We start from the raw sequence: 25,160 nt of genomic DNA, 5'->3' as shown, positions 1-25,160 counted from the left end.
GCCGGCCACGCGGTCCGCCCCCCGGCGGCACCCCGCAGCCGGTTCCAGGGTGCCGAGGACGCGGGAGCCCGGGGGTCGAAACCCCCGGGCTCCCGCGCTCGCCGAGCCGCTCTCGGCGATCCGCGCTCGGCGATCCGTGAGGATCAGGCGAGGTCGAAGCGGTCCGCGTTCATGACCTTGGTCCAGGCCGCGACGAAGTCCGTCACGAACTTCTCCTTGGCGTCGTCGCTCGCGTACACCTCGGCGACGGCCCGCAGCTCGGCATTCGAACCGAAGACCAGGTCGGCCCGGGTGCCGGTCCAGATGACCTTGCCGGAGGCGTCCCGGGCCTCGAAGGTGTGCGAGTCCTCCGAGGTGGCCGTCCAACGGGTGCCCAGGTCCAGCAGGTTGACGAAGAAGTCGTTCGTCAGCACGCCGGGGGTCGCGGTGAGCACACCGTGCGCGGACCGGCCGTGGTTGGCGCCCAGCACGCGCAGGCCGCCGACCAGCACGGTCAGTTCGGGGGCGCTGAGGCCCAGCAGGTTCGCCTTGTCGAGCAGCAGGTACTCGGCCGGCAGCCGGTTGCCCTTGCCGACCCAGTTGCGGAAGCCGTCGGCCTTGGGCTCCAGGGCGGCGAAAGACTCGGTGTCGGTCAGCTCCTGCGTCGCGTCCACCCGGCCGGGCGCGAACGGCACCTCGACGGCGAGGCCGGCCGCCTTGGCCGCCTGCTCGACGCCGACGCCTCCGGCCAGCACCACCAGGTCGGCCAGCGAGACCTGCTTTCCGCCGCCGGCCTGCGCGTTGAACTCCTGCTGCACGCCCTCCAGGGTGCGCAGCACCGAGGCCAGCCGGTCGGGCTCGTTGACCTCCCAGCCGATCTGCGGCTGCAGTCGGATCCGGCCGCCGTTGGCGCCGCCGCGCTTGTCGCTGGAGCGGAAGGAGGAGGCCGCCGCCCAGGCGGTGGAGACCAGCTCGGCCACCGACAGGCCGGTGGCGTTGATCCGCCGCTTGAGGTCGGCCACGTCGGCCGCGCCGATCTGCTGGTAGGTGACCGTCGGCAGCGGGTCCTGCCAGAGCAGGTGCTCGCTCGGGACCTCGGGGCCGAGGTAGCGGACGACCGGGCCCATGTCGCGGTGGGTCAGCTTGTACCAGGCGCGGGCGAAGGCGTCGGCGAACTGGTCCGGGTTCTCCAGGAAGCGCCGGGAGATCGGCTCGTAGACCGGGTCGAAGCGCAGCGACAGGTCGGTGGTGAGCATGATCGGGACGTGCCGCTTGCTCGGGTCGTGGGCGTCCGGGACGGTGCCCTCGCCGGCGCCGTCCTTCGGCTTCCACTGGTGGGCTCCGGCCGGGCTCTTGGTGAGCTCCCACTCGTAGCCGAACAGCGTCTCGAAGAAGCTGTTGTCCCAGGTGATCGGGGTGGCGGTCCAGGCGCCCTCGAGGCCGCTGGTGATCGCGTCCGCGCCCACGCCGGTGCCGAAGGTGCTCTTCCAGCCGAGGCCCTGCTGCTCGATCGGCGCGGCCTCGGGGTCCGGGCCGACGCTGTCGGCGGGGCCGGCGCCGTGGGTCTTGCCGAAGGTGTGGCCGCCGGCGATCAGCGCGACGGTCTCCTCGTCGTTCATCGCCATCCGGTAGAAGGTCTCGCGGATGTCGCGGGCGGCGGCGATCGGGTCCGGGTTGCCGTTGGGGCCCTCGGGGTTGACGTAGATCAGGCCCATCTGGACGGCGGCGAGCGGGTTCTCCAGCTCGCGGTCGCCGGTGTAGCGCTCGTCGCCCAGCCAGGTGGTCTCCGGGCCCCAGTAGACGTCCTCGTCCGGCTCCCACTCGTCGATCCGGCCGCCGCCGAAGCCGAAGGTCCGGAAGCCCATGCCCTCCAGCGCGACGTTGCCGGCCAGGATGAGCAGGTCGGCCCAGGACAGGGCGCGGCCGTACTTCTTCTTCACCGGCCACAGCAGGCGGCGGGCCTTGTCCAGGCTGGCGTTGTCGGGCCAGCTGTTCAGCGGGGCGAAGCGCTGCTGACCGCCGCCGGCACCGCCGCGGCCGTCGCTGATCCGGTAGGTGCCCGCGCTGTGCCAGGCCATCCGGATCATGAACGGGCCGTAGTTGCCGTAGTCGGCCGGCCACCAGTCCTGCGAGGTGGTGAGCACCTCCTGGATGTCCCGCTTGACGGCCGGGAGGTCGAGCGCGGTGAAAGCCGCCGCGTAGTCGAAGTCCGCACCGAGCGGATTGGCCACGGCGGGGTTCTTGGCAAGGATCTTCAGGTTGAGCCGCTCCGGCCACCACTGGCGGTTCCCGCCGCCCTGGGTGGGATGCGGCGCGCGCCCGTGATTCACCGGGCAGCCCTCCGCCTTCGCCTCTACGCCGGTTGCATCGTGGATGTCAGACATGGGAATCCTTCCCTCACAAGGCGGATCACGGTGTCTTCTGTGTTACCTACGGCCTCTACTGCTGGTACCTAGGCTAGCGCCGGAGCCGATCCTACGATGGACGGAATCCAAGTCAAGAAAGACACCAAGCCCATATCCGATCGGGATCCGGATACCGCAGGATGTGTATTGGTAAACTCCGGTCCTCCCCTTGACCTGAATAGGTGAACCGATATGAGTGACCTGCTGGAGCGGCTGCGCGGGCGCGGTTGGCGCCTCACCTCCCAGCGGCGCGTCGTGGCCGAGGTCCTGGACGGCGAGCACGTGCACCTGACCGCGGACGAGGTGCACGCCCGGGCGGCGGAGCGCCTCCCGGAGATCTCCCGGGCGACGGTCTACAACACCCTCGGCGAGCTGGTCACCCTCGGCGAGGTCATCGAGGTCGCCACCGACGGGCGCGCCAAGCGCTACGACCCCAACGCCCACCGCCCGCACCAGCACCTGGTCTGCACCGGCTGCGGTGCGATCCGCGACGTCCACCCCGTCGGCAACCCGCTCGCCGACCTCCCGGCGGAGCAGCGCTTCGGCTTCACCGTCTCGCAGGCCGAGGTCACCTACCGGGGCCTCTGCCCGAACTGCGCGGGCTGACCGCCGCGCCGGCACCGCGGACGAGGAGACCAGGAATCCGCCGGGCTCCCGGGCATTTGTTGAACGATCAATCTTTTGCAGGGAGGTTCGGGCGTGCCGCTACGGGAGTTGCCGGGCTCGGCCGGGGTTTCACTGCGGGGCGGCGGAGAAATTCCTACGGTCGGCTCCCGGCTGTTCTACGGTGCGGCCGGTGCCCCGTCCGTACTACGTTCATCGGCGTGGGGAGGGCTGCCGAGTCGCTGTTTCCTGCGCTGAACTGTTGCTCCGTGCTTCGCCGGCCGCCTGGCGGTGGACCACCACCGTCAGGCGATGGAACGGCGCCCGGCGGATTCGGGGGAAGGGGGGCCGACGCGGTGGTTTCGGCCAGCCACCCGCAGGTGTTCCGGGTCGCGATCGCTCGCGGCCCGGAACACCCGGTCGATGAACCGGTGGTGGCGGTCCGGCCGCAACCACGCTGACGATGCTCCCGGTGCGCATCCCGGCCGCCACACGCCCAAGCACCCCGTCCTTCCCGTCCAACAGACCAGGAGGCCCTGTTGACCGTTCTCCACGATTACCTGCTGTGGAAACTGCTGCTGCCGCCCAGCGACTGCGGCGGGCGGAACCGTCGGACGGCCGAGGCCGAGGGGGCCCGGCTGCGGTTCGCCGACGGCAGTGAGGTCCTGGATGCCACCAGCGGCTTGTGGAACGTCAACCTGGGCTACGGCAACGCCGCGATCGGTGAGGCGATCGCGGATGCTGAACGGGCCGACCCCGATCTCGACTCCTCCCCCGACGGCTACGCGCTCAAGGCGTCCAAGAGCCTGGTCGCCGCTGCCGGGCAGGCCACTTACCGGCAGGCCGTCTTCTCGACCTCGGGCGGGGCGGCGAACGACCTGGCCATGAAGCTCGCCCGCCAGTACGCGGCGCTCCGGGGACACAAGGAGCGCCAGCTGGTGGTCGCCCTCAAGGGCAGGTACCACGGGCTGACATACGGCGTTCACTCCCTCACCCGTGAGGCACTCGACCAGCAGCTGTACGGCGTGGACCTGCGCAACGTCCGGCACGTCGACCCGGCGGATCCGGAGGAGCTGGTGCGCTTCATGGAGCGCTACGGCCCCCAGGTGGCAGTCCTGGCATGCGAGCCGGTCCTCGGCTCGGGAGCCCATCCGCTGTCGGACGCGTTCGTCGACACCATGACGGCTCTGCGGCACGAGCACGGATTCCTGCTCGTTGCCGACGAGGTCGCCACCGGGTTCGGCCGCACCGGCCCGATGTTCGCCAGCTCGCGGTGGCCTGAGGCACCCGATCTGCTCATCGCCTCCAAGGGCTTGACCAATGGCAGCTGCGCCGCCTCGGCGGTCCTGGTGTCGCACGTCGTCGCGGCCGCGTTCGAGGCGCACGGCGTGCCCCTGCCGCCTACGGAGGCCCCGGCCTGCAGCCCGGGGAACTACGCCGCCATCTCCGCCACCCTGGCGCAGTTCGAGGAGCTCGACGCGCTGGCGGCCGCGGAGCGGACCGGCACCGCGCTGCACTCGATGCTCCGTGAACTCGCCGGGCGGCATCCTCTGGTGCGCCGTACCACCGGCTCGGGCTGCTTCCGCGCGTTGCATCTCCAGGACGCCGACGGCCATCCACTGGACGACCGGGCCGTACAGGGCGCGATCGCCGCGATCCGCGTCCACGGGGCCCTCGTCTACCCGGGGCCCGGCGCCATCCAGCTCGTCCCCGTGCTGACCAGTACGGAGCAGGACCTCGCCGATCTCGCGTCCGCGTTGCGGCGGGGACTGGACGAGACCGGCCTCCGGGCCGGGCACCGACGCCCCGGGTCGCCGGCTGCTCCGCTGGTACCTGGGCGGGCGGCTTCGAGACGCCGCACCCACTGATCCGAGCGGCCGAGGCCGGCTCAGCCGGCCTCGCCCGACGGGAGCGATCCCGGCCGGGGCCCGCGCCCTTCCCCGCGCAGTGCGGTCAGGCCGGTCCGCCCGTCGACCTGCAACTTCCGGTAGGCGTGCGTCAGATGGAACTCCACGGTGCGCCGGGTGATGAACAGCTCGGCCGCGATGTCCTCATTGCTCAGCCCTTCGGCGGCCAGCGTCGCAACCCTGCGTTGGCTTGGCGTCAGCGAGTCCGGCCCGACCTGGGAAACCCTGCGCGGGCGGGCACCCGAGGCCAGCAACGCCTCGTGCGCCTGCCGTGCCACCCCGACGGCGGAGGCGGCCTGGGCGAGACCAAGGGCGCGGCGCAGCTGTTCCCGTCCGGACTCCGCCCGGCCGGCGTCGGACAGCAGGCTGCCGAGTGCGGTGAGCGAACGGGCCAGTTCAAGCGGGTCGCCGGCAGCCTCCAGGAGGGCCACCGATTCCTCCAGCTGAGTCTGTGCCGCGGGTCGGGGACCGACCAACGCGGACACCCGCAGCGCTCTGGCCGTCGTGACCGGAGCACCCCAGGTACGGGCCTGGTGAAGTTCCCGCGCCGCACGTTCCTGGGCCGCGTCCGGCCGCTTCAGCCGGTGCTCGATGAGCGCCGCCCGGGATCGCCACGCGATGCGGCCAGGGTTGTCACCCCATCGGGACTGCTGGAGGCGGCCGCACTCCTCCAGGTCTCGCAGGGCCGCCTGCGGCCGCCCCTGTGCGACCAGCAGACGTGCGCGGGCCTCCAGGAAGTACGGCCACAGCCAGTTCTCCGGTTCCGGCGCGTCGATGAGCGGCCGGCTGATCAGCTCTGCGGTCCCGACGTCCCCGCTCTCCAGCAGGATCTGGACGGCGCAGGCGACGACGTAGGGCAGGTACGGGTGCGGCTCGTCGGTGAGGCGGAGGGCGTCGTCCGCGTAGTGCCGGGCTTGGGCGAGCTCGCCCGCCCGGTGCAGGATCCTGGCACGCGTGGCCGCCAGCACGGCCCGCAGCACGGGCAGCCGGCCGTCGAGGCCACGCGCGTCGAACCCGTCGGACCAGCGTCGGGCCGCGTCCACGCGGTCGGCGTGCAGCAAGGTCCCGGCTGCGTGGACGGCGGTCAGAAGTTGGTCCGTTGCGGGGTCGAAGCCCCGAAGCGCCTTCTCGGCGAGGCGGGCGGCGCGGTCGGCGCCGTCCAGGACGATGGAGGAGCGCACCGCGAGCGCCGCGAGCAGCCCGCGCTCCTCCGGTGTCCCGCCCGTGGCCTCCCGGCAGGGCCTGCGGTCGAGAAGGGCTTCCCAGGTGCCGGGCCGGTCCTCGTCGGCGATGAGCGCACGCATTCCGAGGATCGGCAGCAGCAGCGGATCGGCGTCGGAGATCTCGGCGGCGGCACGGTCGAGCAGTTCCACGGCACGTCGCGACTGCCCCAACTGCAGGAGGGCCTGGGCGAGGAGCGGGACGAATCCCGCGCGTGCGGCCGGATCCCGGATGAACTCCTCGGCTTTGCCGAGATGCCGCACGCAGGCGGCCAGGTCGGTGGAGGCCTCGGCGCTGCCCAGCTCGACGAGCAGTTGCTGCCGCACTTCGGACGAGGCGGTCTCACCGAGCGCATGCCGCAGGAAGCGGCTGGCCGTGGCCACATCGCCGCGCTCCGAGACGAGGCGGGCGCCACGGCGCAGCGCCTCGACCCGCCACGGTTCCCCGGTGTTGCCGCCCGCGACGATGTGGGTGGCGATCCGCTCGGCGCAGGCCCGGGCCTCGAACAGTGTGCGGGCGGCCTCGGCGTGGGCGACCGCCCGGTTGGTGGTGGAGAGGATGCCTGCGAGCGCCTCCTCGACCAGTCGGTGGGAGAACCGGCGCGGCGGCCCGGCCAGGAGCAGCCCGGTTCCCTCCAGCACGGTCATGGTGTGGTCGACTGACGGAAGCGCAGCTCCTGCGGCTGCTTGGAGGACTGCTGTCTCAGTGTCGGCTCCGAGTGCGCCCAGCAGACCCGCCACGCGCAGGAGGTCTGGTGAGTGCCGGCGCAGCGAGCTGCGCACCGCCATCGGCAGCACTCGCGCGCCGATGGCGAGGAGCTGTGCCGACTCGGCTGCGACGGGTGTGACGCCGGCTCTCGCCAGTTCGCGGATCAGCTGCGTCAGCACGGCAGGGTTGCCCCCGCCCATGGCATGGCAGGCCTCGTTGAACTGCTCGTCGGGGCAGGCCCCCAGGGCTTGGCCGAGCAAGCGTGCGACGCCGCCGACGGTGAGCGGGCCGGGCTGGAGGACTCGACAGGCCGGATGCAGCATCAGCTCGTCGATCAGGTCGGGACCGGACTCCGGCGAGGAACCGCGCGATCCCACTGCCAACAGAACGGGGGTCTCCTCCAGCCGGCGGGCCAGGAAGGCCAGCCACTGTGTCGAGTGCTCGTCGGCCCACTGGATGTCGTCCACAGCGAGCACCACTGGCCGGTTCCCGGCCAGGTGCACGATCGGCGTGCAGAGTGCCTCCAGCGTGTCGAACGCTGTGGCCGGCGGCCCGGCGTCGGCCGCGCGGTACGGCAGCCCGGCGAGCACCGCGTCCACCTGCCCGGCCGGTTCCGGCCGCCCGTGCGGGTCCGATGTAGTGAGCAGCGGGGCGAGCAACTGGCGGACGACACCGTAGGGGAAGTCCCGCTCGATGGTGCTGCAGCGCGCTCTGAGGACGACCATCCCCCGGGAGCGAGCCGCCTGGTCGAGGGTGGCGAGGAGGGCCGTCTTGCCGGTTCCCGGCCGGCCGTCGACGACGGCCGTCGACGAGTGACCGGCGCGCAGCGCCGAGAGCAGGTCCTGCAGGTCTGCCATTTCCCTTTCCCGGTCAACGAGAAAGGTCTGGACATTTACCAAAGCGATTCCCCCGAAGGCTGAGACGAACGGTGCCGGCGTCACGGCGGGGAACCGCCCGGTGTGCACTGCCGGACCAGGGTTCACATTCAGGGTCGGGAAGTCAAATCTCTGCCGACCTCGACATCGACAACGACAACATCCGGCGGCCGGTCGCAGTCGACGACGAATGCCCATCCGACGAGGACGTCCGGGAATGGGCCGGCGGTTCCGCCACCTCGAACTCTTCACAAATCCAGGGAAGCGCCACATTTATCCGTCCGTGATGGAGCGTCATCTTTCGTGCACTCTGCGCTGCTTCAGAACCTGACACACTGTCTAGCAATGGATTTCGATCACAACGTTTCCATATAGTCGCGCACGATCGAGTGATTTCGCGGACTAGACCACCATCTCGCCGCGGCCACCAACTGCTCTACCCTGCGGCTGAGTTGATGCATCGTCAGGTGAGCCTGGGTGTTGGTTGAAGAGGTGACATCTTCGCGCGTAGAACAAGGGCATTCAGAACACGCCAACTCCTCTGGCAGGATTCCCGGAACTCACGATGTCAGTCCTCTCCGCCCCTCGGGCGTCGAGCCGCCATGACCCGTACCCCTCGGGTCACGGTGCGGCCGAACGAGCACATTCCCGATTCCTCCGATCAAGGAGAAAGCGCAAATGCATCGACGTCGCATGTCCCGCCGTAGGAAAGCCCTGATGACCGCGACCACCACCGCACTCTCCGGTGGTCTGATCGTCGGCCTCGGCGTCTTCGCCCAGGCCGACCTGGTCAACGGCACCGTAACCGCCGGCAACGGCCGGTTCACCAACATCAACCACCGTGCCCAGCCGTCCCTGTCAGCCCGGATCAACGGCTCCTCGCGGGTCGGCGACAGGGTCGGAATGTCCTGCCGGACCACCGGTGATGCCGTTGAGAACAACACCCGGTGGATCCAGTCCGGCTCGTACTACATCGCCGCCGCCTTCATCAAGGAGAACACCGACACCCTGCCGGTCTGCGGCTCAACCACCCCCACCCCCACCCCCACCCCCACGGACACGTCGGCGACCGGCAAGACGCTCAAGCTCACCATGCAGAAGCAGGTCAAGACCCAATGGTGCTGGGACGCCTCCGGCCTGACCATCGCCAACTACTGGGGCCACACCGGCGTCAGCCAGGAGCAGTTCTGCCAGCTCGCCGCCCAGGGCAGGTGGTTGGACTGCAACAACCAGCCCGCGACCCTGGAGGACATGGCCAACGGCCTGGCCCGGGTGGGGCTGAGCAACAGCGGGCGCAGCCTGTCCCGCAACGCCTCGTCCGCCGAATCCGCCGCCGAGATCGCTGCCGCCCGCCCGTTCGGCGTCCGGATCGGCTGGCGCAGCGGCGGCGGCCACATGAACGTCATATACGGCTACGACAGCGGCAGCAACATGATCGCCGTCGGCGACCCGTGGCCAACCACTCAGACCTACACGTGGTGGAACTTCGACACCTACGTGAACAACAACTCGTTCCAGTGGACCCATTCCCGCATCGGCATCCACGGCTGAGGAGACGACCCGACCCATGCAGACCGTACGACGCACCACGCGCTTGATCGCCCAGACCGTAGTCCTCGCCGCGGCCACACTCGGCGCCACCCAATGCGGGACCGTCCTGGCACGGGCCGCCGACGGTGACGGCATCGCGGGCTACCAGTCCGCCCAGCAGGTCCTCCAGAGCAACCAGGTCCACGACGCCGTCTCCAGGTTCCTGGTCTCGGCCGCGCGGACCGACTCCGCCGCCGGGGCGGATGGTGGCGGAGTCGGCGCCCCCGGGAACCCGCCCACGGCGGCCGCCGCCCCGCCCCGGTTCGACCTCAAGGACCCGGTGCCGATGTTCGAGCTCAGCCCTGACTTCGTCGCGGGCAAGGCGCAGGCGACCCCCCAGACCGCACTACGGCTCACTTATCTGGCCTCCCGGGTGACCACCTCCGACGGCCACCAGGCTGCCGTGCTGCTCACGCCCCAAGGCAACAGCACCTCCGTGGCCTCGGGCGGCAGCGGGCAGAACGTCGGTGCCGAGGGCTGGCAGCTGGCCGGCATCCGCGACGGCGACACCGACCTCGGTCTGGCCGAACGCGGCACCCCACAGTCCCGCACCTTCACCGAGCCGCAGATCCACGCCTGGTACCGGATCACCACCGACGGCATGGTCGAGCCGCTCAACGAGGAAGCCGACAGCGGTCTCGGCGGACAGCACAGCATCCCCCTCGCCGCCTACCAGAAGCTCGTCGCCACCCGCTACGGCGACAAACTGCCGGGCTCGGAATACGACCGCAAGGGCCTGGCCGGCGGCTTCGCCGGCCTTGCGGACGGCCGGCCGCAGCAGACCGCCGGCGCGACCGCGGCGCCGTCGACCGAACCTGACTGGACGCCGGCCGCACTCACCGGCGCCGCGGTCCTCGCCGCGGTCGGCGCCACCATGGCATACCGGCGTCGCCGACGAACCGCCACGACGCGCTGACACATCCCGAGCCCCCGGCGCCGGTCCCCCGGAGTCACCGGCCGGCGCCGGGCCCCACACTGCCGTTGCTGTGCGTCCGCCGGCGACCGCCCACCCGAAGCCGCACCGCTTGATCCGGCCGCCCGCACAGAAAGGCCGCATGAGTGCGCCCCGCCATATCCTCCGTCCAGTCCGGGTCGACGCATCCGGTCGCTCCTCCTGGAAGACCCGGGTCACTCGCTCCGGAGTCCGCTCCAGCACCGGTGTTCGTCTCCCGGTCCGGCTTCCGGGGCCGCCTGCTGCGAGGCATCGGCTGGCCGGTCAGTGCGATCGGCTCGATGCTGGCGGCCGCGATGATCACCAGCCTGATCGGTATGCAGTCCGACGCGCCGGCCCTCGACATCCCGCCCCAGCACACCACCCCGCCGGCGTCCACGCCTGCGCCCGGGGCCCCTGCCCCTTCGCCGGCACCTGGTACGACCGCGCCGACACCGCATCCGTAAGTAACCCTCGGCCAGCGCCCCTGAGCGCTCCCGTCACGTCACCCACGCTGCAGGCTTTCACGGCGTCCGCCCACGCCCGGCCTCGTGCAGAACCAGCTCCAGGAGCATCCTTGTCCCGTCACCAACGCCGTCGGCAGCCGCTGCGGCGGCAGCGCCGGCTGGCGGCACCGCCGCTGCGCTTCTTCATGCCCCTGTGCCTGCTGATCTGCTTACTCGCGCTGCTGGTGCTGCGCGGCCTCGCCACGAACGAGGTGTTCCACGACAACCAGGTCGCGCCGTCCATCGACAAGACCACCGTCCCGCGGAGCGTCCTGACCGGCGGCCCGATCGTCGACGCCCGGGGGGTGAACAACGCCAGTCCGGTGAGCTACCGGGTGCCGGACCACACCGCCGTGCTGAGTTTCGACGACGGCCCGTCCCCGGAGTGGACACCGAAGATCCTGGACCTGCTGGCCGCGCGCCACATCCACGCCAGCTTCTTCGTCACCGGCTCCATGACCTCACGCAATCCCGACCTGATCCGCAGGATCGTCGCGGGCGGCCACGAGATCGGCATCCACACCTTCACCCACCCCGACCTGGCGCTCAAGTCCCGAACCCGGATCGCCTGGGAGCTGGCCCAGACACAGCTGGCACTGGCCGGGGTCGCGGGCGTGCACAGTTCGCTGTTCCGCCCGCCGTACTCCTCGACAGCGGACACGCTGGACGACGCCTCCTACCCCGTGGTCAAGTACGTCGGCGAGCACGGCTACCTCACCGCGTTCATCGACTCCGACACCGACGACTGGCAACTCCCGGGCACTGACAAGATCGTGAAGGCCGCCATGCCGAGCAAGCCGGGAGCGGGCGAGCTGATCCTGCTGCACGACGCCGGTGGCGACCGCTCACAGACCGTCATCGCGCTCGGAAGGATCATCGACAGCCTCCAGGACCAGGGCTACCACTTCGCCACCATCTCCGAGGCACTGGGAGCGTCCCCCGCCACGGTGCCGGTGCACGGCTTCCCCCTGTGGGCGGGTAAAGCCTTCATCTGGACCACCAAGTTCGCCGTCCTCCTGCTACCCGTGCTGGTCGGCCTGCTGGCCTTCGTCGGCTTCCTGAACTTCGGCCGATTCGCCCTGATGCTCGTGCTCGCCACGCGCCACGCCCGGCGCGCCCGGCGCCCGGACTTCGCCTGGGGAGCGGCCGTCACCGAACGGGTCACCGTCCTGGTCCCGGCCTACAACGAACGAGAGTGCATCGCCCACACCCTCAACTCGCTCGCCGCCAGCGACCATCCGATCGAGGTCATCGTCGTCGACGACGGCTCCACCGACGGCACGGCCGACATCGTCGAGGAGATGGACCTGCCGTTCGTCCGACTGATCCGCAAGGTCAACGGCGGCAAGTCCACCGCCCTCAACGCCGGGATCGCCGCCGCCTCGCACGACATCATCGTGATGATGGACGGCGACACCGTCTTCGAACCCTCCACCGTCCGGGAACTGGTCCAGCCCTTCAGCGATCCGACCGTCGGCGCGGTGGCCGGCAACGCCAAGGTCGGCAACCGGCAGACGCTCATCGGTGCCTGGCAGCACATCGAGTACGTCCTCGGCTTCAACCTCGACCGCCGCATGTACGACATGCTCAACATCATGCCGACCATCCCCGGAGCGATCGGCGCCTTCCGCCGGGACGCACTGCGGCGGGTCGGCGGAATGAGCGACGACACGCTCGCCGAGGACACCGACGTCACCATGGCCCTGCTGTGCGATGGCTGGCGGATCGTCTACGCCGAGCGGGCCCGGGCCTGGACCGAGGCACCCGCCAGCGTTCAGCAGCTCTGGTCCCAACGCTACCGCTGGAGTTACGGCACCATGCAGGCGATGTGGAAACACCGCCGCTCGCTCACCGCCCGCGGCCCGGCCGGCCGCTTCGGACGGCTCGCACTGCCCACGGTGGCACTGTTCGGCGTCATCTGCCCGCTGCTGGCCCCCCTCATCGACGTCTTCTTCCTCTACGGCGTGTTCTTCGTGGACGCCCCGCTGACCATCTCCGCCTGGGCCGGATTCCTCCTCGTCCAGGGCGCACTCGCCTGGTACGCCTTCCGGCTGGACGGCGAGAAGCCCTGGCACCTGATCACCCTGCCGGTCCAACAGGTGGCCTACCGGCAACTGATGTACACCGTCCTGCTGCAGTCCTCGATCACCGCGATCACCGGCGGCCGACTGCGCTGGCAGAAACTGCGACGGACCGGCGAGGTCGCCACCCCCGTGGAGGCCTGACCATGGACCGTTCCCTCATCCAGGACACCCTCCGACTCCGCATGCCGCCGCCCCCACCTCCACAGCCACCGTCCGCAGAGCCGTCCTCGCAACCGTTGAAGCACGACGGCGGCGGCCGCGACCGCTACCTCGACCTGCTGCGTGCCCTGGCACTGATCCGCGTCGTGGCCTACCACAACTTCAGCTGGTCCTGGCTGCCGACCGTCTTCCCCTCCATGGGCGTGATGTTCGCCCTGGCGGGCTCGCTCATGGCCCGCTCCCTCGCCCGCCCGGCAGCCGGCGTCATCCTCGGCCGGTTGCGGCGTCTGCTTCCGCCCATGTGGCTGTTCGGCGCGATCACGCTCACCGCCATGCTCGTCGACGGCTGGGGGCCGAACTCCGAAGGCCGCCCCGGCCGGTGGTGGGCCGAGCTGTCCTTCTGGATCCTCCCGCTCGGCACCCCGCCCTACCCCTCGTCCCCGCTGCCCGGATTCCACATCCTGCAGACCAGCTGGGCCGAACAGGCCACCGTACCCCTGTGGTACCTACGCGCCTACCTCTGGTACGTCCTGCTCTCCCCGCTGATGCTGCACGCACTGCGCCGCCGCCCATGGGCCACGTTGCTCACCCCGCTGGCACTGTGCCTGACCATCAACTCGGGCCTGTTCACCACCGAAGGCCGAATCTGGGAGACGGCCGGCGACTTCGCCACCTTCGGCTCCTGCTGGCTTCTCGGCATGGCCCACCAGGAAGGCATGCTCAAACAGCTGGCGCCGTACCTCATACCCTCCGCCGCACCGCTCATCATGGCCACCGGCCTGTACTGGCTGCTCACCCGTCCGGTCGATCCCTACACCCCCACCGACATGGACAGCGTGCCCATCGCCCAGGCCCTGTGGTCCTTCGGCTACGTCGCCCTGCTCCTCCACCTCAGCCCGTCCTGGAACCAATGGCCGAAACCACTCCAGCGCTGGAACGGCCTGGTCGGACTACTCAACGCGCGCGCCGTCAGCATCTACCTCTGGCACACCACCGCCCTCATCCTCGCCATCCCACTCACCGACACCCTCTGGTCCGTCGACGTCCTCTACCAACACGCCCAGTGGCTTCTCACCAGCCCCTGGTTGCCACTGATGACAGCGATCCCACTCATCGGCCTCCAGGTCCTCGTCTTCGGCTGGATCGAGGACGTCGCCGCCAAACGCCCCCTACGCCTCTTCCCCTGGCCCCGCCGCCCACGCGGCAAGCGGCGGCTCGCCGCCGTCCCGCTGAAGGTCCGGGGGCGCCGGCGCTGACAAGCCCATACCGACCGACCGTACGCCGCGCCCCGACGACCCACCAGCACGCGGGATGCCCCGGCTGCGCCCATCGCCCGCCGGGATCCCGTAGGGTCGGCCAATGGCGAAGTACTTCGACGTGCACCCAGAGTCCCCCCAGCCGCGCACCATCGGCACCGTGGCCGCCGGCCTCCGCGACGGGGCCCTCATCGCGTACCCCACCGACTCCTGTTTCGCCCTGGGCTGCCGGTTGGACAACCGCGACGGCCTCGAGCGGATCCGGTCGATCAGGCGACTCGACGAGCGCCACCACTTCACGCTGATGTGCGAGGACTTCGCGCAGCTGGGGCAGTTCGTCCAACTCGACAACAACGTCTTCCGGGCCGTCAAGGCGGCGACGCCGGGCAGCTACACCTTCATCCTCCCCGCCACCAAGGAGGTGCCGCGCCGCCTGATGCACCCGAAGAAGAAGACGGTGGGCGTCCGCATCCCCGACCACACCGTCACCAGGGCCCTGCTCGCCGAGCTCGGTGAGCCCCTGCTCTCCAGCACCCTGGTCCTGCCCGGGGAGGACGAGCCGATGACCCAGGGGTGGGAGATCAAGGAACGCCTCGACCACGTACTGGACGCCGTGGTGGATTCGGGCGACTGCGGTACGGAGCCGACGACGGTCGTCGACTTCTCCGGCGGCGCACCGGAGATCATCCGACGAGGGGCCGGAGACCCGGCCCGCTTCGAGTGAGCAGGTCGACGGGTTTCAGCGCGAGGCTGCCCAGGACAGCAGCAGGCGCAGCGCGTCGTCCGACGGCGTGCCCGGGTCGGCGGTGTAGGTGACCAGGGCCTGGCCCGGGTCGTCGGCCGGGCGGAGGGTGTCGTAGGCGAGATCCAGGGTGCCAGCGATCGGGTGGTGGAAGAGCTTGCGGCCCGAGGTCTTGTCGGCGACCGGGTGTTCGGCCCAGAAGCGGTGGAACTCCTCGCTTCGGAGGCATAGTTGGCCGACCAGCTCGGCGAGCAGCGGGTCGTCGGGGCGGCGCCCGGCCTCCAGGTGGAGGAAGGCGGCGTTCTCCCGCGCGCACTCCGCCCAGTCGCCGTAGAGCTCGCGGGAGGCCGGGTCCAGGTAGGTGATGCGGGCGATGTTGCGCTCCTCGACCGGCAGGGCGCCGAAGTCGCCGAACAGGGCGGCGGCGGCCCGGTTCCAGGCCAGGATGTCCATCCGGTGGCCCATCACCACCGCCGGGGTGTGGTCGAGTTGCTCCAGCAGGCGCAGCAGCGAGGGGCGGGGCTGCTGGCGGGCGACGGTCGGGCGCGGGCGGGCGGCGGGGCGGGCGAGGCGGTGGAGGTGGCCGGACTCCGCGGGGGCGAGGCGCAGGGCACGGGCGACGGCGTCGAGGACGGTCTGGGACGGGTTGCCGACGCGGCCCTGTTCGAGGCGGGTGTAGTAGTCGACGCTGACGCCCGCCAGGTGGGCGAGTTCCTCGCGGCGCAGTCCGGCAACGCGGCGGCGGCCGCCGTAGTCGGGGAGGTCGACGTCCTCGGGCCTCAGCCGGGCGCGGCGGGTGCGGAGGAATTCGCTCAGGGCGCTGCTCTGGTTCACGGAAGGGATTCTCACCCGAACGGGCACCCCGGTGCCTGGTCCTGGCAGGACCAGGCACCGGGGAGGCCGGGTTCAGCCCGTCACGCCGGGGAAGGCGGGGACGAGGCCGCCGTCGATCACGAAGTCCTGCGCGGTGATGTACGAGGAGCGCTCGGAGAGCAGGAAGGCCACCGTCTCGGCGACGTCCTCCGCCGTCCCGAGCCGGCCCAGCGGGACGTGGGCGCGGATCGGCTCGTGGTCGGCCGGGTCCGGGACGGCCTGGTGGAACATCTCGGTGACGATGTAGCCGGGGCTGACCGAGTTGACCCGGATCCCGCGCCCCGCCAGCTCGCTGCCGAGGGTACGGGCGAGGCTGAGGACGCCGGCCTTGGTGGCGGCGTAGACGGCCGCGCCGGGAAGGCCGCGGTGCGCGGTCCAGGAGGCGTTGAGCACGACCGACCCGCCGCCGGCCGCCTCCAGCAGGGGCAGGGCGTACCGGACGGTGAAGAAGACGCCCTTGAGGTTGGTGCCCACGATCCGGTCGAACTCGGTCTCGGTGAACTCCTCCACCGGCTGGAAGCCCGCCACGCCCGCGTTGGCGAAGACACCGTCGAGCCGGCCGTACCGCTCGCGGACGGTGTCGGCGAGGCGGGCGAGGTCCGCCGGGACGGCTGCGTCGGCGCGGACGGCGAGCAGCCGGTCGCCGTCCGCGCCTAGCTGCCGGGCGGCGCGGTCGAGGCGGGCGTCGTCGCGGCCGGTGATGACGACCCGGGAGCCAGCGGCGAGGAGCCGACGGGCGGTGGCGAGGCCCATCCCGCTGGTGCCGCCGGTGACCAGGACGGTGGAGTCGGAGGAGGGGGAGGTGTGGTTCGTGGTCATGCGCACCACCCTCCCGGCGCGCCCCGGGCGGTACCAGGCCCGCTTCCACCCTGGGTCCGCCGGAACCACCCTTGCGGGGGGTCCCGGCGGTCACCGCGTGGTTGCGCCCCGGAGCGCGCCCGGAGACCCGTCGGGCCTGATCAGCGGATCCGGCGCGCCCCCTCGGCCGGGACGGCGGTGAGGGTGCGCGGCTCGGCGTACCCGGCGGTGCGGAAGGCGGCGGTGACCTCGGCGGCGATGCGCTCGGTCTCGGCCGCGTCCACCAGGGCGATGACCGAGCCGCCGAAGCCGCCGCCGGTCATCCGCGCGCCGTGGGCGCCGGCGGCCACCGCGGCCTCGACGGCGAGGTCGGTCTCCGGGCAGGAGACCCGGTAGTCGTCGCGCAGCGAGGCGTGCCCGGCGGTGAGGATCGGGCCGAGCGCGGCGAGGCGGCCGGCGTCCAGGTGCGCGACGGCGTCCTCCACCCGCGCGTTCTCGGTGACCACGTGCCGCACCAACGGCCGCAGCTCCGTGGGGAGTTGCGCGACAGCGTCGGGAAGCCCCGAGGGCTGCAGCGAGCGCAGCGCGGGCAGTCCGAGCAGCTCCGCGGCCCGTTCGCAGCCGGCCCGCAGGGCGGCGTACGCACCGTCCCCGAGGTCGTGCTTCACCCGGGTGTCCAGCACCAGCAGGGCGAGACCCGCGCCGGCGAGGTCGACCGGGACCTGACGTACCGTCAGGTCCCGGGTGTCCAGGAACAGGGCTGCGCCCGGGCGGCAGCACATCGAGGCCATCTGGTCCATGATCCCGCACGGCACGCCGACGAAGGCGTTCTCGGCCCGCTGTGCGAGCCGGGCGAGTTCGGGCGCGGAGAGGCCCAGCCCGTACAGATCGTCGTACGCGACGGCGACGGCGCACTCCAGGGCCGCCGAGGAGGAGAGCCCGGCGCCTCCGGGGACGTCGCTGTCCAGCCGGATGTCCGCGCCGCCGACCCGGTGCCCGGCCTCGCGCAGCGCCCAGACCACACCGGCGGGGTAGCCCGCCCAGCCGGGCACCGCGCCCGGGACGAGGTCGGCGAGCCGGAGCTCCACGAGCTCGCGGCCCTGGGCGGACCAGAGCCGCAGCAGTCCGTCGTCGCGGCGCGCCGCCTGGGCGCGGACGGTCTGCGGGAGGGCGATCGGCAGCACGAACCCGAGGTTGTAGTCGGTGTGTTCGCCGATCAGGTTCACCCGGCCGGGGGCGGCCCACTCCCCCTCGACGGGGCGGCCGTACAGTTCCGCGAAGCTTGTCACGGGGCGACCTCCCGCAGCCGGCGGGCCGCGTCCTCGGGGGTGACGTCGTTGACGAAGGCGTCCATGCCGGATTCCACGCCGGCCAGGTACTTGAGCTTGTCGGCGGTGCGCCGGATGGTGAACAGCTCCAGGTGCAGGGCGAGTTCGCGCCGCTCCCCGGCGGGCGCCTGGTGCCAGGCGGAGATGTACGGGGTGCGGCCGGCGCCGAAGAGGCGGTCGAAGCGGCGCAGCAACTCCAGGTAGAGGAGCGGGAATTCGGCGCGCTGCGGTTCGTCCAGGGCCGTCAGGTCGGGCACCCGGCGGTGCGGGTACAGGTGCACCTCGTACGGCCAGCGGGCGGCGTACGGGACGAAGGCCGTCCAGTGCTCGCCGGCGAGCACCACCCGGTCGCCGTGGGCGCGTTCGGCGGCGAGGAGGTCCTCGAAGAGGTTGCGGCCGGTAGCGGCGCGGTGTTCGGCGGCGCGGGCGGCGGTCCGGGCGGTGCGCGGGGTGGTGAAAGGGAAGGCGTAGATCTGGCCGTGCGGGTGGGCGAGGGTGACGCCGATCTCGGCGCCGCGGTTCTCGAAGCAGTAGACCTGCTCGACGCCCGGCAGGGCGGAGAGTTCGGCGGTGCGGTCGGTCCAGGCGTCCAGGACCAGCCGGGCCCGCTCGGGGGTGAGGTCGGCGAAGGAGGCGTCGTGGTCGGCGGTGAAGCAGACCACCTCGCAACGGCCGGCGCCGGGGCCGCCGGTCCACAGGCCGTCGGCCTCCCGGACGGGCTCCGCGGGCGGGCCGGCGAGCGAGGGGAAGCGGTTCTCGAAGACGGCGACCTGGTAGTCCTCGGCCGGGATCTCGCTGAGGCGCCCGTCCCGGGACGGGCAGAGCGGGCACTCCTCGGCCGGCGGCTGGTAGGTGCGGGCCTGGCGGTGGGCGGCGACGGTGACCCAGTCGCCGGTGACGGGGTCGAGCCGGACCCCGGAGCCGGGGGCCTGCGGGTCGAGCGGCCGTGCGTCGACGGCGTTGCGGGGGGCGGCAGCGCCGCGGTCGTAGTAGATCAGCTGCCGACCGTCCGCGAGGGTGGTCACGGTCCTGACGGTGGGCTGGTCCAGGGTCGTCCCGGGCATGGCCTTCTTCCTCCGAGTGACGCCAGTGGAATCAACAGAAAGCTACAATCTCAAACATTATCCATCATCGCCATGTGCGGACACTCGCGGGTGCTCATCCGCTGCTCCCCCGCACCACCAGCTCCGTCGGCAGCTCCTCCCCCACCGTCGGCGCCGCCTCCCCGCGCACCTGGCCCAGCAGCCGCCCGACCAGCGCGGCGGCGATCGCCCGCAGCGGCAGCCGGACGGAGGTCAGCGCCGGGTACAGGTGCCGGCAGAGCGGGGTGTCGTGGAAGCCGGTGACGGCCACCCCACCGGGACCGACCACCAGCCCTTCCGCCCGGACCGCCTCGTACACGTCCAGCGCCAGCAGGTCGCTGCCCGCCGCGAAGGCGGTCGGTCGGTCGGGCCCGGTCAGCAGCGCCCGGACGGCGGCCACCGCCGTGCCCGAGGTCGTCCCCGTGCCGGACACCCCCGTGTCGGCCACCCCCGTGCCGGTCGTCGTCACCGCGGACAGCCCCAGCCGGCGGGCCTCGGCGAGGAAGCCCGCCCGCCGCGCCGCCATCCAGGGCAGCTCCTCGGCGGCGCCGAGGTAGCCGATCCGGCGGTGGCCCAGCGCCGCGAGGTGCCGCACCACCTCCGCCATCGCCGCGTCGTTCGCGATGTCCACCCAGTGCTGCGGCTCCCCCGGGCCGGTGCGGCCGAAGCTGACGAACGGGACACCGAGCCGGGCGACGTGCGCGATCCGGGTGTCCCGGGCCAGGACGTCCGCCAGCACCAGCCCGTCCACCTGCCGGGCCGCGACCAGTTCGTCGATCGCGGCCGCCGGGTCCCCCGCCGGCGGGGCGGGCCGGAACAGCAGCACCCGCTGCCCCTCGGCCCCGGCCGCGTCGACCAGGGCCTCCAGGAAGCCGGCCATCAGCGGGTTGGGGTCGAGCGGGTCGTCCACCGGGGCGAGGTAGCCGAGGGTGCGCCGGGCGCCGCTGCGCAGCGAGCGGGCCGACTGGTCGGGCTGGTAGCCGAGTTCGCGGATCGCGGTGGTCACCCGTGCCAGGGTCTCGGGCCGCACCCGGTGCGGGGCGTTGAGCGCGTTGGAGACGGTCTGCCGCGAGACCCCGGCCGCGCGGGCGACCTCCTCGATCGTGCTGGCGCCGCGGCGCGGTCGGTGCGGTCCCTCGGACATCCGGTCTCCTTGCCACCTGGTCGGCTGCGGCTTCTCGCCTGGTCAGTCGCGGCGCAGGGTCAGCAGTCCACCGCGCGGCACGGGGATCGCCGCCGCCCGGTCCAACTCGACCTCGCCCTGCCGGACGATACGCCCCCGGGCGTCCTGTACGGTCATCGCCGCCGTTCCGCTGCCACCGGTGAGCCGGACCTCCGGGTCGGCGTCGGCGTTGGCCACCAGCAGGGTGCGCCAGCCGTCGCCGGAGGCGTCCACCGGCAGCGCGGCGTAGCGGGCCACCACGAGGGTGTCGGCTCCGCGCGCGGTGACCATCGGGTAGCCGAGGTCCGGCCGGGCGGGCAGCAGTTCGCCGAGTTGCAGGGTCGCGGTGTGCTCCCGGAAGACGCCGAGCCAGAAGGCGATCGCCTCACGCTGGGCGTCGCTCTGCGCGGTGAGGTCGACGGAGATCTGCGGGACGGAGAACAGCACGTTGATCAGGTGGCAGGCGATCTGCTCCGGAGGCTCGGCCGGGTGCCACATCAGCATGTCGGCGTGGACCGGGACGGGCCCGGCGGCGAGCCGCACGTCGATGGTCCGCTGCCGGTTCTCCTGCGGGCTGAGGGGACAGTCGGTGGCGCGGACCATGGTGGCGTACGGCCACAGGCCCGGGCTGACGTACGGCTGGCGGTGCTCGATCATCGCCTCCGGGTTCGCGGCGGTGATCCGGCGGCGGATCCCGGCGAGCAGCCGCCGCACGCCCTCGTCCACGCTCGCGCAGTCCGCCTCCGGGGACGGGTGCGGCGCGTCGGCACGGGCGAACCAGTCGACGAAGTCGACCTTGAGGCCGTCCATGCCCCACTCCTCGACGGCGCGGGCGAGCCGGTCGGTGAGGAAGGCGCGGACCTCGGGGTAGCGCGGGTCGGCGACGATCGCGCCCAGGTGGGCGGCGTCGGCGAGCGCGTAGTGGCCGATCCGCTGGTACGCGGCACTGTCCTTGCCGATGAACGGCAGTGCGTACCAGAGCAGGTAGCGCACGCCGAGCTCGTGGACGCGCCGCACGTGGGCGGCGGTGTCGGGCAGTGAGACCGGCTCCCAGTCGCCGCAGTGGGCGTAGCCGCGGGTGCGGTCGGCGGTCATCCAGCCGTCGTCCACGATGATCACGTCCATGCCGAGCTCCCTGCCGAGCGCGGCCTGGGTCTCGACCCCCTTGGGCGAGACGTCCTGGTGCATCGAGTACCAGGTGGAGTAGGCGGGTCGGCGGGCGGCCTCAGGGATGTCGGCGGCGTGGTCGGCTCCCCACCAGGCGGCGAGGCCGGCGAGGCAGCGGGCGTAGTGCCGGCGCGAGGTGTCGATCCGTACCGTGAGCCGGTCCGCGGCCTGGGCCCAGAAGCGGAACTCACCGGTCTCCTCGACCACTCCGGCCCCGACCAGGACGTCCGGGCGCCCGGCGGCGAAGGCGCAGAGCGCGACGTCCCCGGTACCGACCAGCGCGGCGATCGGCGCGCCGTTCGTCAGGCCGGTACGGCGCGGGGCGCTCCAGGCCGCGGGCAGCCAACCGGTGCCGCGCGGCTCGGGCGTCCAGAGGGCGGTGGCGTCGACGCAGGGCACCCGCCACTCGATCCGCACCTCGCCCGAGCCCTCGGCGCTGACTTCCACCACCCCGCCGGCGAGCTCCCGGGCGGTGGCCGCGCCGCTCACCCGCAGGTCCAGTCCCTGGGCGTGGAGCGGGCGCAGACCGCCGGCGGCAGCGGGGGCGTGCGGCTCCCAGATGTCGGTCACGGTCGTCATCCCTTCGTGGCGCCGGCCAGCAGGCCGGAGATGAACTGCCGCTGGAGGACCAGGAAGAGGACCATCATCGGCAGGGTGGAGAGCGCGGTGCCGGAGAGGATCGCGCCGTAGTCGGTATTGGCCTTGTTGCCGTGCAGCGTCGCCAGGGCGACCGGCAGGGTGTGCATCTCGGGGCTGCGCAGGGCGATCAGCGGCCAGACGAACTGGTTCCAGGAGCCCAGGAAGAGGAAGATCGCGAGCGCCGCCAGCACCGGCCGCATCACCGGCACGACGACGCTCCACAGCACCCGCAGCTCGCCCGCGCCGTCGACCCGGGCGGCGTCCAGCAGTTCGTCCGGCAGGCCGCTCAGCGACTGCCGCATCAGGAAGATCGCGAAGGGCACGCAGAGGCCGGGCAGGATGAGCGCCTGGTAGGTGTCCAGCAGTCCGAAGTTCATCATCATCTTGAACAGCGGTACCAGCATGACCTGTTCGGGCACCACGAGGGTGGAGAGCAGCAGCCCGAAGAGCAGGGTGCGGCCGCGGAAGCGGAACTTGGCGAAGGCGTAGCCCGCGAGCAGCGCGACGACGAGCGCACCGAGTGTCTGGACTCCCGCCACCAGCAGGGAGTTGCCGAGCACCCGGAGCAGGCCGATCTTCTGCTGGAGGTGGCCCAGGTTCTCGCCGAGGCTCCCGCCGGGCAGCAGCTTCGGCGGCCAGTCGAAGACCTCGGTGTCCTTGCGGGTGGAGGACACCACCAGCCAGTAGAAGGGTCCGATCGACAGCCCGGTGACGCCGGCGAGCAGGAAGGTCAGCGGCCAGCCGCGCAGCTTCTTGAGGTTCATCGGTCGCGTTCTCCCATCAGGCGCATCTGCACCGCCCCGAGCACCGAGACGAGCAGGGTCAGCGCGTAGGCGATGGCGGAGGCGTAGCCGAAGTCGAAGAACCGGAAGCCGTTCTGGTACAGGTACATGGCGACGGTCAGGGTGGCGTTGTCCGGCCCGCCGCCGGTCAGCACGTACGGCTCGTCGAAGAGTTGGAGCGTGCCGATGGTGGAGAGCACGACCGTGAAGAGCAGCACCGGGCGCAGGCCGGGGACGGTGATCGCGGTGAACCGGCGGATCGGTCCGGCGCCGTCCACCATCGCCGCCTCGTACAACTCCCGTGGGATGGACTGCAGCCCGGCGAGGTAGATGACCGCGTTGTAGCCGGTGTAGTGCCAGGTGAGCACCAGGACGACGGCGATCCGGGCCCAGAAGGACTGGCCCAGCCAGTCGACGGCGGGCAGGCCGACGGCGTCCAGCAGCCAGTTCACCGCGCCGTCGTCGGCTTTGAGCAGGTAGGCGAACATCACGCCGGTGGCGACCAGGCCGGTGACCGAGGGCATGAAGACGCCGAGCCGCCACACCGGGCGCCAGCGCACCAGCGCGGAGTTGATGCCGACGGCCGTCAGCAGGGCCAGTCCCAGCATCAGCGGGACCTGGAGCACGAGGATCTCGGCGGTGTTGCGCAGCGCCGTCCAGAACAGCGGATCGTCCAGCAGGCGGCGGTAGTTGGCGAGGCCGGCGTTGCGGGTGGCGGAGCCGGAGCCGGTGGTGAAGGACAGCAGCAGCGAGTCGACCACCGGGTAGGCCTTGAACACCCCGAAGGTGAGCAGGGCGGGGGCGAGCAGCAGGTACGGCAGCGCGGTGCGGCGCCGGCGGGCGGTGCGGTGGGCCCGCGCGGCGTCCTTCGCGAGCGTGACGGACGGGGCGGTGGCGGTCATGCGATCGGGCGTCCGGTCTGCTGGGCGAGCTGCTTGGCGGCGTCCTGGAGGACGGCGGCCGGGTCGGCCCCCTTGAGCAGGACCTTGGTCTGGGCGTCGCTGACGAGCTTGAGGGCGCGGGCGTAGTCGCCGGAGTAGTTGGTGGGGTCGCCGCCGTCGGTGGCGAGGTCGGCGAAGGTCTTGAGCACCGGCTGTCCGCCGTAGTAGGCGCTCGGCGCGGAGTACAGCGGGTCGGTGTAGGCCTCGGTCAGGGCCGGGAAGACGCCGCCCGCGTTGAACATGGAGTTGACCGAGGCGGCGCGGGTGAGCGCGTACTCGACGAACTTCCAGGCGGCCCGGCGGCGCGGGCTGGAGGCGGAGACGGCCAGGTGGGTGGAGTTGACCAGCGCGGTGCGCTTGCCGCCGGGGGTGACCGCAGGGGGCTTGGTGAGGCGCCAGTTGCCGCTCTGGTCGGCGAACTTCTTCTCCAGGTAGTGCGCGACCCAGGCGGGCATCGCGGCCACCGCGAGCTTGCCGGCCTTCATCACGGGCACCCAGCTCTGCGCGCCGGGGGTGTCGCCGATCAGCCCGGCGTCCTCCAGCCGCTTGACGATGGTCAGGGCGCGCACGGCCGGCTCCGCGCCGACGGTGATCCGCCCCTGGAGGTCGAAGTAGAAGGCTCCCTGGAGCTGCATCAGGCCCTGGAGGAAGTCCAGGTCGGGGCTGGGGTTGGCGGCCTTGTTGAGGCCGATCAGGGCGATGCCGGGGTTGGCGGCCTTGAAGCGGTCGGCGGCGGCTATCACGTCGTCCCAGGTGGCGAAGGACTCGGGATCGATGCCCGCCTTGTCGAAGTAGTCCTTCCGGTAGTAGAAGCCGAGCGGGTTGACCTCCCAGGGCAGCGCGTAGGCGTGGCCGTCCTTGCCGGTGACGACCGGCCACAGGCCCTTGGCGAACTTGTCCCTGTGGGCGTCGGCGCCGAACTCGGAGAGGTTGGCGAGGCCGCCGGGGAACTTCTCCAGGTAGCCGGGCAGGTAGTCGCAGCCGATGTGCAGGACGTCGCCGAGCCCTTGGCCTCCGGCCGCCATGCCGACGGTGATCTTGTCCCAGATGGCGGGTTCGCCGATGTCCTGGACGTCGACCTTGATCCCGGGGTTGTCCTTCTCGAAGGCCGGGACGACGCCGCGCAGCGCCTCGGCGGCGGTGGCCCAGGACCAGACGGTGACCGTGCCGCTGTCGGCGTCCCCGCCGGATGCGCTCCCCGAGCCGGAGCCGCAGGCCGCGAGGGCGCCCCCGGCGGCGAGGGCCAGCAGACCGCCTCCGGAGGCGCGGAGCAGGGCGCGACGGGAAAGGTGTGACATTGCATTCCTCTCGGTGGAGCGGCCCCTCAGGAGAGCGGGCACGTTTTGAACGTTCAAACACACAAAACAAAGCAGAACCGAACAGGTTCCAACGAGCGGGACACAGCAAACGTCCGCCCTCCCC

The 25,160-nt window shown here is 71.8% G+C and carries 18 protein-coding genes; 7 read left to right on the top strand and 11 right to left on the bottom strand.

The genetic code is table 11. The annotated features are described in order from the left end of the window. Positions 1–143: 143 nt before the first annotated feature. On the bottom strand, positions 144–2,363 hold the full coding sequence (gene katG, locus ACZ3TI_RS12450) for a catalase/peroxidase HPI (protein ID WP_465726160.1): 2,220 nt from the start codon (positions 2,361–2,363) through the stop codon (positions 144–146). Positions 2,364–2,576: 213 nt separating this feature from the next. Between katG and ACZ3TI_RS12445 the strand changes: the two genes are divergently transcribed. Both ACZ3TI_RS12445 and mpaD read left to right on the top strand, forming a co-directional pair. Next, entirely contained in the window at positions 2,577–2,990 is a 414-nt protein-coding gene (locus ACZ3TI_RS12445; protein ID WP_465726159.1) for a Fur family transcriptional regulator, read from the top strand. A gap of 536 nt (positions 2,991–3,526) precedes the next feature. Continuing rightward, positions 3,527–4,855 carry a daptide-type RiPP biosynthesis aminotransferase gene (gene mpaD / locus ACZ3TI_RS12440; RefSeq protein WP_465726158.1) on the top strand — a complete coding sequence of 443 codons (1,329 nt, stop codon included), beginning with the start codon at positions 3,527–3,529 and terminating at the stop codon, positions 4,853–4,855. A gap of 20 nt (positions 4,856–4,875) precedes the next feature. On the opposite strand, the gene ACZ3TI_RS12435 is transcribed toward mpaD, so the two are convergent. Then, positions 4,876–7,896, bottom strand: a complete 3,021-nt coding sequence (locus tag ACZ3TI_RS12435) for an ATP-binding protein (RefSeq protein WP_465726157.1) — start codon at positions 7,894–7,896, stop codon at positions 4,876–4,878. A 519-nt stretch (positions 7,897–8,415) separates the two neighbouring features. Between ACZ3TI_RS12435 and ACZ3TI_RS12430 the strand changes: the two genes are divergently transcribed. The 5 genes from ACZ3TI_RS12430 (at position 8,416) to ACZ3TI_RS12410 (ending at position 14,948) form a co-directional block, all read left to right on the top strand. After that, positions 8,416–9,249, top strand: coding sequence for a papain-like cysteine protease family protein (locus tag ACZ3TI_RS12430; RefSeq protein WP_465726156.1), 834 nt, complete (start codon positions 8,416–8,418; stop codon positions 9,247–9,249). 16 nt (positions 9,250–9,265) lie between these two features. Next, the gene (locus ACZ3TI_RS12425; RefSeq protein ID WP_465726155.1) at positions 9,266–10,204 is read left to right on the top strand and encodes a hypothetical protein; all 939 of its coding nucleotides are present in this window, start codon (positions 9,266–9,268) and stop codon (positions 10,202–10,204) included. Between the two features lie 655 nt (positions 10,205–10,859). Beyond that, positions 10,860–12,950 (top strand): bifunctional polysaccharide deacetylase/glycosyltransferase family 2 protein, encoded by a 2,091-nt coding sequence (locus ACZ3TI_RS12420; RefSeq protein WP_465726344.1) that lies wholly within the window; start codon positions 10,860–10,862, stop codon positions 12,948–12,950. Positions 12,951–12,952: 2 nt separating this feature from the next. Continuing rightward, complete coding sequence (locus tag ACZ3TI_RS12415) at positions 12,953–14,224, top strand: acyltransferase family protein (protein ID WP_465726154.1); 1,272 nt, start codon at positions 12,953–12,955, stop codon at positions 14,222–14,224. Positions 14,225–14,327: 103 nt separating this feature from the next. After that, positions 14,328–14,948: an L-threonylcarbamoyladenylate synthase gene (locus ACZ3TI_RS12410; protein WP_465726153.1), complete on the top strand. Its 621-nt coding sequence runs from the start codon at positions 14,328–14,330 to the stop codon at positions 14,946–14,948. Between the two features lie 15 nt (positions 14,949–14,963). Here the strand turns inward: ACZ3TI_RS12410 and ACZ3TI_RS12405 are convergent, their stop codons facing one another. The 9 genes from ACZ3TI_RS12405 to ACZ3TI_RS12365 form a co-directional block, all read right to left on the bottom strand. Next, positions 14,964–15,800: a helix-turn-helix domain-containing protein gene (locus tag ACZ3TI_RS12405; RefSeq protein ID WP_465726152.1), complete on the bottom strand. Its 837-nt coding sequence runs from the start codon at positions 15,798–15,800 to the stop codon at positions 14,964–14,966. A gap of 72 nt (positions 15,801–15,872) precedes the next feature. Beyond that, positions 15,873–16,658 (bottom strand): SDR family NAD(P)-dependent oxidoreductase, encoded by a 786-nt coding sequence (locus ACZ3TI_RS12400; protein ID WP_465726151.1) that lies wholly within the window; start codon positions 16,656–16,658, stop codon positions 15,873–15,875. A gap of 140 nt (positions 16,659–16,798) precedes the next feature. Further along, positions 16,799–17,926: a galactokinase gene (gene galK, locus ACZ3TI_RS12395; RefSeq protein ID WP_465726150.1), complete on the bottom strand. Its 1,128-nt coding sequence runs from the start codon at positions 17,924–17,926 to the stop codon at positions 16,799–16,801. Next, positions 17,923–19,029, bottom strand: a complete 1,107-nt coding sequence (galT, locus tag ACZ3TI_RS12390; protein WP_465726149.1) for a galactose-1-phosphate uridylyltransferase — start codon at positions 19,027–19,029, stop codon at positions 17,923–17,925. Before galT ends, galK begins: the two co-directional genes overlap by 4 nt. Positions 19,030–19,123: 94 nt before the next feature. After that, the gene (locus tag ACZ3TI_RS12385) at positions 19,124–20,191 is read right to left on the bottom strand and encodes a LacI family DNA-binding transcriptional regulator (RefSeq protein ID WP_465726148.1); all 1,068 of its coding nucleotides are present in this window, start codon (positions 20,189–20,191) and stop codon (positions 19,124–19,126) included. Between the two features lie 42 nt (positions 20,192–20,233). Then, a complete protein-coding gene (locus tag ACZ3TI_RS12380; protein ID WP_465726147.1) occupies positions 20,234–21,955 on the bottom strand; it encodes a glycoside hydrolase family 36 protein in 1,722 nt (573 codons plus the stop codon). Further along, on the bottom strand, positions 21,952–22,779 hold the full coding sequence (locus ACZ3TI_RS12375; protein ID WP_465726146.1) for a carbohydrate ABC transporter permease: 828 nt from the start codon (positions 22,777–22,779) through the stop codon (positions 21,952–21,954). The genes ACZ3TI_RS12380 and ACZ3TI_RS12375 overlap by 4 nt, the downstream gene beginning before the upstream one ends. Continuing rightward, positions 22,776–23,699, bottom strand: a complete 924-nt coding sequence (locus tag ACZ3TI_RS12370) for a carbohydrate ABC transporter permease (protein WP_465726145.1) — start codon at positions 23,697–23,699, stop codon at positions 22,776–22,778. The genes ACZ3TI_RS12375 and ACZ3TI_RS12370 overlap by 4 nt, the downstream gene beginning before the upstream one ends. After that, complete coding sequence (locus ACZ3TI_RS12365; RefSeq protein WP_465726144.1) at positions 23,696–25,036, bottom strand: extracellular solute-binding protein; 1,341 nt, start codon at positions 25,034–25,036, stop codon at positions 23,696–23,698. The genes ACZ3TI_RS12370 and ACZ3TI_RS12365 overlap by 4 nt, the downstream gene beginning before the upstream one ends. Positions 25,037–25,160: the final 124 nt, after the last annotated feature.

The sequence above is a fragment of the Kitasatospora sp. NPDC023120 genome (genome assembly GCF_055560835.1).
Note: the sequence above shows the minus strand (reverse complement) of the source record. Positions and strands in the feature narration are given on the sequence as shown.

Excerpts from the sequence above, each read along its gene's own strand:
- katG (WP_465726160.1), bottom strand. The coding sequence starts at position 2,363 with ATGTCTGACATCCACGATGCAACCGGCGTAGAGGCGAAGGCGGAGGGC.
- ACZ3TI_RS12445 (WP_465726159.1), top strand. The coding sequence starts at position 2,577 with ATGAGTGACCTGCTGGAGCGGCTGCGCGGGCGCGGTTGGCGCCTCACC.
- ACZ3TI_RS12435 (WP_465726157.1), bottom strand. The coding sequence starts at position 7,896 with ATGGGCATTCGTCGTCGACTGCGACCGGCCGCCGGATGTTGTCGTTGT.
- ACZ3TI_RS12430 (WP_465726156.1), top strand. The coding sequence starts at position 8,416 with ATGACCGCGACCACCACCGCACTCTCCGGTGGTCTGATCGTCGGCCTC.
- ACZ3TI_RS12425 (WP_465726155.1), top strand. The coding sequence starts at position 9,266 with ATGCAGACCGTACGACGCACCACGCGCTTGATCGCCCAGACCGTAGTC.
- ACZ3TI_RS12415 (WP_465726154.1), top strand. The coding sequence starts at position 12,953 with ATGGACCGTTCCCTCATCCAGGACACCCTCCGACTCCGCATGCCGCCG.
- ACZ3TI_RS12410 (WP_465726153.1), top strand. The coding sequence starts at position 14,328 with ATGGCGAAGTACTTCGACGTGCACCCAGAGTCCCCCCAGCCGCGCACC.
- ACZ3TI_RS12400 (WP_465726151.1), bottom strand. The coding sequence starts at position 16,658 with ATGACCACGAACCACACCTCCCCCTCCTCCGACTCCACCGTCCTGGTC.
- galT (WP_465726149.1), bottom strand. The coding sequence starts at position 19,029 with ATGCCCGGGACGACCCTGGACCAGCCCACCGTCAGGACCGTGACCACC.
- ACZ3TI_RS12385 (WP_465726148.1), bottom strand. The coding sequence starts at position 20,191 with ATGTCCGAGGGACCGCACCGACCGCGCCGCGGCGCCAGCACGATCGAG.
- ACZ3TI_RS12380 (WP_465726147.1), bottom strand. The coding sequence starts at position 21,955 with ATGACGACCGTGACCGACATCTGGGAGCCGCACGCCCCCGCTGCCGCC.
- ACZ3TI_RS12375 (WP_465726146.1), bottom strand. The coding sequence starts at position 22,779 with ATGAACCTCAAGAAGCTGCGCGGCTGGCCGCTGACCTTCCTGCTCGCC.
- ACZ3TI_RS12370 (WP_465726145.1), bottom strand. The coding sequence starts at position 23,699 with ATGACCGCCACCGCCCCGTCCGTCACGCTCGCGAAGGACGCCGCGCGG.
- ACZ3TI_RS12365 (WP_465726144.1), bottom strand. The coding sequence starts at position 25,036 with ATGTCACACCTTTCCCGTCGCGCCCTGCTCCGCGCCTCCGGAGGCGGT.